9 protein-coding genes and 1 tRNA gene are annotated in these 11,691 nt (G+C 71.6%); 5 read left to right on the top strand and 5 right to left on the bottom strand.

The window, feature by feature from the left end; genetic code table 11:
• The first annotated feature begins 38 nt into the window (after positions 1-38).
• Positions 39-1,184 (top strand): SPFH domain-containing protein, encoded by a 1,146-nt coding sequence (locus ACH4F2_RS02295; RefSeq protein WP_398130789.1) that lies wholly within the window; start codon positions 39-41, stop codon positions 1,182-1,184.
• A 107-nt stretch (positions 1,185-1,291) separates the two neighbouring features.
• Positions 1,292-1,897, top strand: coding sequence for a lytic polysaccharide monooxygenase (locus ACH4F2_RS02290; RefSeq protein ID WP_398130788.1), 606 nt, complete (start codon positions 1,292-1,294; stop codon positions 1,895-1,897).
• Between the two features lie 67 nt (positions 1,898-1,964).
• Here the strand turns inward: ACH4F2_RS02290 and ACH4F2_RS02285 are convergent.
• From ACH4F2_RS02285 to ACH4F2_RS02275, 3 genes are all read right to left on the bottom strand, one after another.
• A tRNA-Lys gene (locus ACH4F2_RS02285) sits at positions 1,965-2,038 on the bottom strand.
• An 87-nt stretch (positions 2,039-2,125) separates the two neighbouring features.
• Positions 2,126-2,770 (bottom strand): LuxR C-terminal-related transcriptional regulator, encoded by a 645-nt coding sequence (locus ACH4F2_RS02280; RefSeq protein WP_398130787.1) that lies wholly within the window; start codon positions 2,768-2,770, stop codon positions 2,126-2,128.
• Entirely contained in the window at positions 2,755-3,996 is a 1,242-nt protein-coding gene (locus tag ACH4F2_RS02275) for a sensor histidine kinase (protein ID WP_398130786.1), read from the bottom strand. The genes ACH4F2_RS02280 and ACH4F2_RS02275 overlap by 16 nt, the downstream gene beginning before the upstream one ends.
• Before the next feature lie 173 nt (positions 3,997-4,169).
• Between ACH4F2_RS02275 and ACH4F2_RS02270 the strand changes: the two genes are divergently transcribed.
• Positions 4,170-6,083 carry a serine hydrolase domain-containing protein gene (locus tag ACH4F2_RS02270; RefSeq protein WP_398130785.1) on the top strand — a complete coding sequence of 638 codons (1,914 nt, stop codon included), beginning with the start codon at positions 4,170-4,172 and terminating at the stop codon, positions 6,081-6,083.
• 93 nt (positions 6,084-6,176) lie between these two features.
• On the opposite strand, the gene sbnB is transcribed toward ACH4F2_RS02270, so the two are convergent.
• Together sbnB and ACH4F2_RS02260 are read right to left on the bottom strand one after the other, a co-directional pair.
• Entirely contained in the window at positions 6,177-7,184 is a 1,008-nt protein-coding gene (gene sbnB, locus ACH4F2_RS02265; protein ID WP_398130784.1) for a 2,3-diaminopropionate biosynthesis protein SbnB, read from the bottom strand.
• 125 nt (positions 7,185-7,309) lie between these two features.
• Positions 7,310-9,553 carry an MMPL family transporter gene (locus tag ACH4F2_RS02260; protein ID WP_398130783.1) on the bottom strand — a complete coding sequence of 748 codons (2,244 nt, stop codon included), beginning with the start codon at positions 9,551-9,553 and terminating at the stop codon, positions 7,310-7,312.
• A 342-nt stretch (positions 9,554-9,895) separates the two neighbouring features.
• Here ACH4F2_RS02260 and ACH4F2_RS02255 point away from each other — a divergent pair, with 342 nt between their 5' ends.
• Both ACH4F2_RS02255 and ACH4F2_RS02250 read left to right on the top strand, forming a co-directional pair.
• Positions 9,896-10,870: an ATP-binding cassette domain-containing protein gene (locus ACH4F2_RS02255; RefSeq protein ID WP_398130782.1), complete on the top strand. Its 975-nt coding sequence runs from the start codon at positions 9,896-9,898 to the stop codon at positions 10,868-10,870.
• Positions 10,867-11,670 (top strand): ABC transporter permease, encoded by an 804-nt coding sequence (locus ACH4F2_RS02250; protein ID WP_398130781.1) that lies wholly within the window; start codon positions 10,867-10,869, stop codon positions 11,668-11,670. Before ACH4F2_RS02255 ends, ACH4F2_RS02250 begins: the two co-directional genes overlap by 4 nt.
• Positions 11,671-11,691 lie beyond the last annotated feature (21 nt).

Here is an 11,691-nt window from a genome sequence, read left to right as displayed (position 1 = left end):
CCGTTCATGACGCGTCTGGCGCGGAGGCTGGAGCACGCATGAGTACGACCTCTTCCACGAACCCGGACACCAGGCCGCCGGCCGCTCCCGAGCCCGAAGGGGCGGCGGAGGCCGGTCAGCGGTCCGTCCGGCTCATCCGCAACGAGGCCACCACCGAGATCCCCGTCCACCTGCTGTTCCGCGACGACCTCGATCCGGCGCCGGTGGCGGCGCGGCCCGCGGTGGCCGGCCGCCGGCCGGGTACGGGGGAGCGGCCCCGGACGCGGCGCCCCACCGCCGCGCGCGCTCGCCCCGTGCCGGGCGTCGATCCGGAGCTGGCGGAGCGTCCGGCCCGGGTGCTGCCCGGAGCGGCGGGCGTGGCCGCCGGGGCCTGCGGGGCGGCGGGCTGCGCGGTCACCTCCTGGTGGGCCGGGGCCGTACCACCGCTCGCGTCCGAGGCGCTGGGGCTGCCGGCGTACACGGGGTCCGGGCTCGGGCCCGCGCAGTGGGCGGCGTACGCGGCCGCCGGGGCGCTGGCGCTGTTCGGGTTCGGCGGGCTGGCCCGGGGCCGGACCGGACGGGCCTGGGTGCTCGGTCTCTTCGGCCGTTACCGGGGGACCGTCCGGCGCACCGGCCTGATGTGGGTCAACCCGCTGCTGCTGCGCCGCCGGGTCGACGTCCGGCTGCGGCACTGGCGCAGCGAGCCGATGCCCGCGGCCGACGGCAACGGGGTCGATCTGAGGGCGGTGACGCTGGTGGTGTGGCGGGTGCGGGACACCGCGCGGGCCACGCTGGGCGTCGAGGACCACGAGACGTATCTGCGCGAGTGCGTGGAGGCGGCGCTGGCCAGGGTGCCGGTGGAGCCGCTCGGCACGGTCCGCAGTGCGGCGGACGTGGCCGGCGAGACGCTGACCCGGCTGGTGGCGGCGGACACGGCGCCGGTCGGCCTGGAGGTGTTCTCGGTGCGGCCGGTCCGCGTGGAGTACGCCCCCGAGGTCGCCGCCGAGATGCACCGGCGGCGGATCGCCGCGCTGGACGCGGCCCAGCGGGCGAGCGTGCTCATGTCGGTCGTGGACTCGGTGGAGGACACGGTGACCCGGCTGACCATGCGCGGGCTGGTGGAGCTCGACGACCACGAGCGCAAGGTGCTGGTGAAGGACCTGACGGTGGCGTTCTGCGCGGGGCGCGGGGAGACGGGGGCCTGACCCGTTCCCCAATTGGTATGGACATGTTCAACCAACGGCAATAATCTGAGACTTGGTCTAGACCTGCACGGCTCACTGCACTTCCCCCACGTCACAGGAGCAGCAGTATGCGCACAAGGACCAAGCTGTACGCCGCCGCGGTGGGCATGGCGACCACCGGAGCCCTCGTTCTCTCGTCCGGCGGCGCCACCGGCCACGGCTACACCGACCTGCCGGTCAGCCGGCAGAAGGTCTGCCAGAACGGCACCGTCAGCGGCTGCGGCGACATCCAGTGGGAGCCGCACAGCGTCGAGGGCCCCAAGGGCTTCCCGGCGGGCGGCCCGGCCGACGGGCGGATATGTTCCGGGAACAACACCCGGTTCGCCCAGCTCGACAGCCCGAAGACGCCGAACGGCCAGGCGTGGCCGACCACCAGGGTGAACGGCGGGCAGAGCTACACCTTCCGCTGGCAGTTCACCGCCCGGCACGCCACGACCGACTTCAGGTACTACGTCACCAAGCCGGGCTGGAACCAGAACCACAACCTGTCCCGGTCCGACCTCAACCTCACGCCGTTCTTCACGGTGCCCTACGGCGGCAAGCAGCCGCCGGCCACGCTCTCCCACAGCGGGACGCTGCCCTCCGGGCTGAGCGGCCACCACGTCGTCGTCGCGGTGTGGACGGTCGCCGACACGGCCAACGCGTTCTACGCGTGCTCGGACGTGACCTTCTGACCGAGCGGCCGGGCGGACGGCAACGCGCGAAGGGCCCCCTCGCCTGGGCGAGGGGGCCCTTCTGCTGTGCGCCGCCAGGGACTCGAACCCCGGACCCGCTGATTAAGAGTCAGCTGCTCTAACCAACTGAGCTAGCGGCGCATGACTCCCGCCGTCCGCTTCCCGCGGCCGGCGACGACGAAAATACTACCCGGTCCCGGGGGGTGCTGCCGACCACCCGGTCCCCGCTCAGCGCAGGTAGGCGAGAACCGCCAGTACCCGCCGGTTGTCGTCGTTGGAGGGCGGCAGGTCGAGCTTGGCGAACAGGTTCGAGGTGTGCTTGATGACCGCCCGCTCGGTGATCACCAGACGCTGGGCGATCGCGGCGTTGGAGCGGCCCTCGGCCATCAGGGCGAGCACCTCCCGCTCCCGCGGGGTCAGCCGGGACATCGCGCCGCTCTGGTTGGTCTCCTTGGCGAAGAGCCGGGCGACGACGTCGGGGTCCATCGCGGTGCCGCCCGCCGCGACCCGGCGGACGGAGTCCACGAACTGGTCGGGGTCGAAGACCCGGTCCTTGAGGAGGTACCCGATGCCGCCGCTGCCGTCGGCGAGGAGCTCGCGGGCGTAGAGCTGCTCCACGTACTGCGACAGGACGAGCACCGGCAGGCCCGGCACCTGGCGCCGGGCCTGGAGGGCCGCCTGCAGTCCCTCGTCGGTGAAGGTCGGCGGCAGCCGGACGTCGACCACCGCGACGTCCGGCTTGTGCTCGAGCAGTGCCCGCAGCAGGCCGGGGCCGGTGTCCACGGCGGCGACCACCTCGAAGTCGTACGACTCCAGGAGGCGCACCAGGCCGTCCCGCAGCAGGAACAGGTCTTCGGCTAGGACAACGCGCATGGCACTTCCATCGTCAGAGTGGTCGGGCCGCCGACCCGGCTGCTGACGGCGAGGAGGCCGTCGAAGTTGGCGAGACGGCGTTCGATGCCGCGGATCCCGGTGCCGCGGCTCGGGTCGGCGCCGCCCTGGCCGTCGTCGGTGACCTGGCCGCGCAGCCTGCCGTCCTCGTACCAGAGGTCGACGGTGACGCTGTTCGGGGCGGCGTGCTTGGCGGCGTTGGTCAGGGCCTCCGAGACGGCGAAGTAGATCGCGGACTCCACCGGCGCCTCGGCACGGCCGGGCAGGTCGGCCTTGACCGTGACGTTCAGCGGGCTGTCCATCGCGAGGGCGCGGACGGCGTCCGCGAGACCGCGGTCGGCGAGCACCGGCGGGTGGATGCCCCGGATCAGGTCGCGCAGCTCGGTCAGCGCGGTGGCCGAGGCCTTGCGGGTGTCGGCGAGGATGGCGCGGACGGCCTCGGGGTCCTTGGCGAGGAGCCGCTCCGCGACGCCCAGGTTCATGCCGAGGGCGACGAGGCGGGCCTGGGCGCCGTCGTGCAGGTCGCGCTCGATGCGGCGCAGCTCGGCGGCCGAGCTGTTGACGGCGTCGCTGCGGGTCTCGGTGAGGTGCCGCACCCGCTGCGTGGTCCGGGTGGGGGCGAGCAGCTTGTGGGCCAGCGCGGCGTGGGTGCGCAGCGTCCAGGGGCCGATGGCGAGGCCGGCGAGCAGGACGAGGACGCCGGAGCCGGCGGCGTACCAGGCGGAGGTGGCGTCGGTGATCTTGACCCACATGTACCAGTTGTCGCCGCTCGCGTCGACGATCGGCCGGTAGTAGGCGGGCATCAGCATCCCGCCGAGACCGCCCACGACGCACGCGAAGGGCAGCAGGGCGAGCGTCAGACCGGCCACCGGGTTGACCAGCGTCCAGCCGAGGTCGCGCCAGGTCGCCGGGTCGGTGAGCACCCACTGGGTGCGCTGCCAGTGCCCCTTGAGGCCCGGCTGCGGGGCGGGCGCCGGCAGGTACGGCTCGGGGACGGCGACCCCCGACCAGTCCCCGGCCAGCCGGCGGGAGACGTTCACCGTGGCGCGCAGGGCCACCGCGAGGAGCGGTACGAGCAGGACGCCGAGGCCTATGCCGAGCAGTGAGACCCCGGTCACGAACAGGCAGAAGAGGACGAGCTCCGCCAGGGCGAGTCCCACTGCGGGCAGCCCCTTGACCACCGTGCGGATGCGTGTGCCGAGATTCATCGTCCCATTCCCCTCTTCGAACGGCGCCTTGCCGTCTCCCCGCAGAGAGTCTCCCCCGCAGCGCCGCGCGGGGCACTGGACCCCGGTGCCCTCCCTCGTGGTGTACCTAGGTCCCCCACAGATGCCACCAAGGGCCATTCTGCACCGGCGCCGCACGGACTTGACTCGGTGTCATGACGAATCGACAGCGGCTCATCGCCTCGCTCCAGGCGTTTGTCCTCGCGCTGCTCGTGGCGCTCGGTACCGCCGGCACGGCCCGGGCGGCGGACGCGGACCCGGCTCGCGGACCCCTGTCCCGGGAGCTCGACCAGCTCGTACGCCGGCAGCTCGCCGACTACCGGATTCCGGGCGCCTCCGTCGTGGTCGTCGAGGACGGCCGGCAGGTGTTCGCCAAGGGCTACGGGGTGGCGGACACCGACGAGGGAACGAAGGTGGACCCGGAGCGCACCGGCTTCTTCATGGCCTCGGTCGCCAAGGTGTTCACGGCCGTCGCCGTGCTGCAGCAGGTCGAGAAGGGCCGGCTCGACCTCGGTGCCGACGTCAACCGTTATCTCAAGGGCTTCCGGATCAAGGACAGTTATCCCGGTCACCCGGTGACCGTACGCGATCTGCTGACGCACACGGCGGGCTTCGACAACAACATCATCGGGCTCTCCACGGTACGGCCCGAGAACGCGCGGTCGCTCGGCGAGAGCCTCGCCGAGCACCAGCCGCGCCGGGTACGCCCGCCCGGTGAGCTCGCCAGCTACGACAACTACGGTGTGGCGCTCGCCGGTCACCTGGTGGAGACCGTGACGCAGGTCCCCTTCGCCACCTACGTGGAGCGCTCCGTCCTGCGGCCGCTCGGCATGGACCGCACCAGTTTCGCCCAGCCGCACCCGGGCTCCGCCGACCTGGAGCTCGCCCGCGGTCACCGGCCCGACGACGGCGGGCAGAGGGCCCAGAGCGGCCAGTACGGTGCCTGGTCGCCGACCGGTGCGGGAGCCGTCACCACGGCCACCGACATGGGGCGGCTGCTGACCGCGCTGCTGTCCGACGGCGGAAAGGTGCTGCGGCCCGGCTCCAACGCCGCCATGCAGAAGAGGCAGTCCGGCAACGACGAGCGGCTCCCCGGTCTCGGCTACATCCTCGAGGAGCGCGTCCGCGGCGGGCAGCGGATGCTGGTCAAGGACGGCGACCTGCCCGGCTTCCACGGCAACCTCGCACTGCTGCCGGACCGCGACGCCGGTGTGTACGTGGTGTACAACGGCGACGGCGAGGACGGCCGGGCCACGTACGCCGGCCAGCAGGTGGCGGACCTGTTCGCCGACCACCACGGCGCGCGCGGCGCCGCGCGGGCGGAGCGCTCCGCGGCCACCGCCGACGTGGACCGGTACACCGGTCACTACCGTTCCACGCGCACCAGTTCGTCGGACCTGACCGAGGCCGGCGCGCTCACCGGCTCGGTGCGGGTGAGCGCGGGGGCGGGCGCGACCCTGACCACCACGGGCCCGCTGTCCCGCGACCCGGACGCCGTCGAGCGGCACTGGGTGCAGCTGAGCCCGGGGCTCTTCCAGGAGAAGGGCGGCCAGGACCGCATCGCCTTCCGCGACGGCACGCTGGTCGTGGCGTCCGACGCGTCCGTGGCGTACGAGCGCCTGCCCTGGTACCGGTCCCCGGTCCTGCACCAGCGGGTGCTGCTCGCCAGCCTCGCCCTCCTGGTCCTGACCGTGCTCGCGCTGCCGCTGCTGTGGCTGGTGCGCCGGCGTACGGGGAGCGCTCCGGCCGGGGCCCGCGCGGCCGGGCTGATCGGCTGGGTCACCGGGGCGCTGATCACGGCGGCGACGGTGTGCTTCGCCCTGATGACCGCCGACCCGAACGCCCTCAACCGGACCGTCATGGTGGGTGACTCGCCGCTCCTGACGGTGGTGCCCGCCCTCACGGGCATCGCGCTGGCCACCACCGCCGCCATGGTGTGCTGCGCGGTGCTGGCCTGGCGGCGCCGGTGGTGGCGCCTCGCGGGCCGGGTGCACTACACGTGCAACACCCTGGCCGCCCTGGTCTTCCTCGGGGTGTGCGCCTCGTACCACCTCGTGGGGCGGGGCTGACGGGCTCATACGGGTCTCCTCCCGGACTCGGAGGGCCCGGGCAGGAACCATCCCCTGCCCGGGCCCTCGTCGTCCTCGCGGTCGTGCCGGGTACTACCAGCGGGTCGTCTCGCCGAAGAAGTCCTCCACCCGGACGTCCTCGCCCGCTTCCTGCGCCCTGCGGAACACGTACAGGCCGACGGCGAGGTCGAGCACACCGAGTCCGAACGGCGAGAAGATCACCGGCTTGTCGGTGCCGGTGGCCACCTCGCCCCGGATGACCTGGGCGAGGGTGCCGGTGATGAAGTGGCGGTCGCCGTACTTCTGCTCCGCGAGGTGCGGGGAGGTGTCGGCCTTCAGGCAGTGGTCGACGTCGTCGACGATGTTGTAGGCGCCCTCGATCAGTTCCGGACCGATGTCGCGCAGGGAGATGTTGAGGATCACCTGGCCGGGGGCGAAGGCCCGCGGGTCGACGATGTAGGGGACGCCCGCGGTGGTGGCGAGGACCACCACGTCCGCGCCGGTGAGCGCGGTGGCGAGGTCGGACTCGCAGTCGGCCGGGTAGTCGAGGGTGCCGGTGACGTGGGCCGCGAGGGCGCCGGCGTACTCCTCGCTCCTGTCGTGCACCGTGACCGAACCGATCTCCCAGTCGCGGGCCTTGAAGAACTCCAGGATGTTGCGGGCGATGATGCCGGCGCCGACGACGGTCAGCCGGCCGGCGCCGCGGCCGCCGGTGAGCTGTTCCGCGGCGAGCACCGCGGAGGCGGCCGTGCGGGCCGCGCTGATCTGGGAGGCCTCGAGGCAGGCGAAGGGGTAGCCCGTCTCGTAGTCGTTGAGCAGCAGGGCCGCCGAGGCCCGGGGTATGCCGCGCTCGATGTTCGCCGGGAAGCTGCTGATCCACTTGATTCCGGCGACGTCGGCGGAGCCGCCGAGGTGGGCGGGGAGGGCGATGATCCGGGCGTCGGGCTTCTCCGGGAAACGGAGGAAGTAGCTGTCGGGGTTCACCGAGTCGCCGTCGTGGTGCGCCAGGTAGGTGTCACGGACCACGTCCACCACGTCCGGGCGGGACCGGCCGATGATCTCCCGTGCGGTCTTGCCGCCGATGACGCTGAACTCGTACATGGATGAGAATCCTTGGTCGCTCGAAGGGTGAGGTGAGCGCACCGCGCGCGCACTCGGGGTGCACGCGCGGTGCGCTCGGTGCCGGCTGCCGGGGGCCGGCTGCCGGGTGTGGTGCGGAAGCGGGGTCAGCGGGTCGCGAGGCTGCGTGCCTCGGTGGCGCCCTGCGGCTCGGCGGTGCCCTGCCCGGCGTCGGGGGCCGGCTCCTCGCCGTGCGAGAGGTGCGGCAGCCACTTCAGCCAGCCGGGCAGGTACCAGTTGGACCGTCCCAGCAGGATCATCACGGCGGGCAGCAGCACCGCCCGCACGAGCGTCGCGTCGAGCAGGACGGAGACGGCCAGGCCGACGCCCAGCTGCTTGAAGTCCTGCATGGACAGCGTGCCGAACACGGCGAACACGGCGACCATGATCATTCCGGCGCTGGTGACGACACCGGCGGTGGAGCGGATGCCGTGGGCGACCGCCGACCTGTTGTCGGCCCCCTGGTCGTGGGCCTCGCGGATCCGGGAGACCACGAACACGTGGTAGTCCATCGACAGGCCGAACAGCACCACGAAGACGAACAGCGGCATCCACGACTCGATCGCGCCGACCGCCGTGGTGCCGACCAGCTCGTCGCCCCAGCCCTTCTGGAAGACCGCGGTCATCACGCCGTACGCGGCCGCCACCGACAGCAGGTTGAGGAGGATCGCGGTGATCGCGATGACCGGTGAGCGGAAGCAGAGCAGCATCAGGAGGAAGCTGACGCCCATCACGAAGGCGAAGACCGGCACGATCGACGACTTGAGCTGGTCGTTGTAGTCGGTCGAGAAGGCCAGGTCGCCGCCGACCGGGGCCTCGGACCCGGCGTCCTTCGTCAGGGTGGCCGGGATGATGTCGTCGCGCAGGGCCTCCAGGGCCTTCACCGAGCTAGCGCCGTGTCCGTCGCCGGCCAGCGGGGCGTTGATCACCGCGATGTTCTCGGCCTTGTGGACGGTCACCTCGATCGGGTTGGTGACCTGGCCGGAGTCGAGGGCCCGCTTCCTGAAGTCGGCGATGGCGCCGGTGGCGGCCGCCGAGCCGATGTCGGACGTCCTGAAGACGATCTGGGCGGGCGCGGGGGCGCCGGGGAAGACCTTCTCGATCTGCTTGGCCGTCTGCGCCGTCACGTTGTCGGCGGGCAGCAGCTGGGCGAAGCCCAGCTTCTCGGTCTTCATGGACAGGGCCGGGGAGGCGAGCGCGAGCAGGAAGGCGACGCCGAGGACGGCGAACAGCGCGGGCGACTTCAGGACCGCGCCGAGCAGCCTGCCCGACTCCTCGCCGGCGCGGCGCGGGCGTGACTTGCGGCGCAGTCCGGGGATCCTGCCCATGTCGACGCGGTCGCCGAGCATCGCCATGACCGCGGGCAGCACCGTCATGGAACCGAGCACCGCGATCAGCACGACCTCGATCGTGGCGATGGCGAAGCCCTCGAAGACGGTCAGACCGGAGAAGAACATGCCGGCCATGGCCACGGCCACGGTCAGGCCGGAGATGAGCACCGAGCGTCCCGAGGTCGCCGCGGCTATGCGCAGCGCGGTCGCGTTGTCGCGTCCGGCCGCGCGTTCCTCCCGCTCGCGGCGGATGTAGAACAGGCAGTAGTCGACACCGACCGCGAGGCCCATCAGGAGCAGCACCGAGCTGGTCATCGTGTCGACCGGGACGAGCTGGCTGGAGAGCGCGAGCAGGCCCATCGCGGCGACGCACGCGGTGATCGCGAGGATCAGCGGCAGTACGGCGGCCAGCAGCGCGCCGAACACGACGAGCAGGATGCCGAGCGCGACCGGTACGGCGGTGAACTCGGCGCGGACGAAGTCCTCGCCCAGCGAGTCGTTGATGCCCTTGAGGCCGGTCGCGGCGCCGTACTGGCCGAACGTCACGCCCTCGTGGGCGTCTTCCGCCTCGGCCAGGGCGTCGATCACCGGCTGCACGCGGTCGGCGGCGGTGTCGGGGTCGCCCTTCACCGCGAACTGGATGAGTGCGTCGTGCTTGTCCGCCGAGACCGCCCCCGTCTCGTACGGGTCGCCCATGTTCACGGCGAGGCCCGTGCCGTTCACCGCCTCGACCGCTGCGGCCACGGCCTGCTTGAACTCGGGCGCGTCCGCGGTCAGTCCGTCGCTGTGCACGAGGACCATCTCGGGGGCGGGCGTGGTGATGCCGGCGTCGTCCAGGACGCGGGCGGCCCGGCCGGACTCTCCGGTGCCGTAGTCGGCATCGGTCAGCGTCTTCTGCCCCACCAGACTGCCCAGCACTGTGAGCGCGACAACGGCGAAGATCCATCCGAAAAGCGCGGTCTTGCGGTGCTGAGCGCTCCATGCGCCCAGTGAAGCCGCCAGATTTCGTTGACTTGCCATTACCTCTCCCAGTGGGCCGATTCGGGGGCGTCGTTCAGCAGCCTCGGTCAGGATAGGTTGCGGAGAATGCCGGCTCCCGTAGCGGAACTGTCAGTTGAATGCCGTGGCAGCTTCCTGCCAACCGTCCCTGCGGAGGGCGTTGCAGCAACCTGTCACTGCAATTTCTGGCCATTCACGACGCGTCTCCTCCGGCCGTCGAGGCAGTTAGATTCCCTTCCGTCGGGAATTTCAATCATCGTCATTCCGCCGATCACTGATTCGCCGACTCACCGACTCACCGACTCAACCGATTCGCTGATTCGTTGATTCATCAAGTCTTCTGATTCATGGAGAGGGGGAACCGTGAACAACGCGATCGAGGCCGAAGGCCTGACGAAGCAGTACGGCAGCCATCGGGCCCTGGACGGTGTAGACCTGTCGGTCGGGGCGGGTACGGTGCTCGGCCTGCTGGGGCCCAACGGGGCGGGCAAGACCACCACGGTCCGCACGCTGGCCACCCTGCTCGAGCCGGACTCCGGCACCGCCCGCGTCGCCGGCTTCGACGTCGTACGGCAGCAGCGCGAGGTGCGCCGCCGCATCGGTCTCGCCGGGCAGTACGCGGCCGTCGACGAGTTGCTCACCGGCCGGGAGAACCTGGTCCTGCTCGGCAGGTTGCTGCGGCTCGGCCGCCGGGGCGCACGGGCGCGGGCCGCCGAACTGCTCGCGCAGTTCGAGCTGGAGGACGCGGCGGACAAGCCCGCCAAGGACTACTCGGGCGGTATGCGGCGCCGGCTCGACCTGGCCGTCTGCCTGATCGCCTCGCCCGAGGTGCTCTTCCTGGACGAGCCCACCACGGGACTCGACCCGGCGAGCCGGGCGACGCTGTGGCGGATGGTCCAGGACCAGGTCGACCGCGGTGTCACGGTCCTGCTCACCACCCAGTACCTGGAGGAGGCCGACTTCCTCGCCGACCGGATCCTGGTCGTCGACCGCGGCCGGGTGATCGCCGAGGGCACCTCCGACGAACTCAAGCGGAAGGTGGGCGGCGAGCGTCTCGAGGTGTCGGTGGCCGACGCCTCGGCCCTCGCCGGGGCCGCCGCCGTACTCGCCCCGCTCGCCGTGAACGCGCCGCAGCTCGACGAGCGCCAGCGCTCCATCCAGGTGCAGCTGCCGGACGGCATGGGCGCGCTGGCGGCCGCCGCGACCAGCCTCGAGAGGGCCGGCGTCAGCGTCGAGGAGTTCGCGCTGCGCCGGCCCTCGCTGGACGACGTCTTCTTCCATCTGACCGGGGGATCCGCCGGTCGTCAGGTCACAGAGAAAGCGGAGGCCGCCCGATGAGCACGGTGCTCGCCTACGGCCAGGATGTCGCCGCGCTCACCGGCCGGCATCTCCGCCATCTGCGACGGACCCCGGAGAAGATCATCGGGGTGGCGCTCACGCCCGTCGCGATGGTCGTCATCCTCGGATACCTGTTCGCCACCGTCGTCCAGGTCAAGGGCTCCGGCAGCAGCTACCGCGAATACATCATGGCCGGAGTCTTCGCCCAGGTCGGGCTCTCCTGCATCGGCATCACCGCGATCGGCGTGGCCGGCGACCTCGGCAAGGGGCTGATCGACCGGTTCCGTTCGCTGCCGATGGGCCGCGCGACGGTGCTGCTCGGCCACACCCTCGCCGATCTGGTCGCCGCCGCGCTGAGCATCGTCCTCGTCGCGCTCACCGGACTCGCCGTCGGCTGGCGGGTGCACGGCACGTTCTTCGAGAACCTGGCCGGTTTCGTCCTCCTGCTCGCCTTCGCCTACGCCATGCTCTGGGTCGGCGCGCTGCTCGGCATGATGATGCGCAACCTGGAGGCGATCAACGGTGTCGCCGCGCTGATGCTCGTCCTCTTCTCCTTCCTCTCCAGCTCGTTCATGCCGCTGGCCGGACTTCCGGACTGGCTTCGGGTGATCGCCGAGTGGAATCCGGTCAGTGCCGTGTCCGAGGCCTGCCGGCAGTTGTGGGGCAACACGGACGCCGTCTCCTCCGGGAGTTTCCCGGTCGAGCACCCGGTGATTGTCTCGCTCATCAGCATCGGACTTCTCATCGCTCTTCTCATACCGCTGAGCCTGCGCGTCTACCGCACGTCGGCCACGCGTTGAACTGGTTGTTTTGGGGGAACT

The organism is Streptomyces sp. NPDC017890 (assembly GCF_044328675.1).
GTDB lineage: Bacteria > Actinomycetota > Actinomycetes > Streptomycetales > Streptomycetaceae > Streptomyces.
Note: the sequence above shows the minus strand (reverse complement) of the source record. Positions and strands in the feature narration are given on the sequence as shown.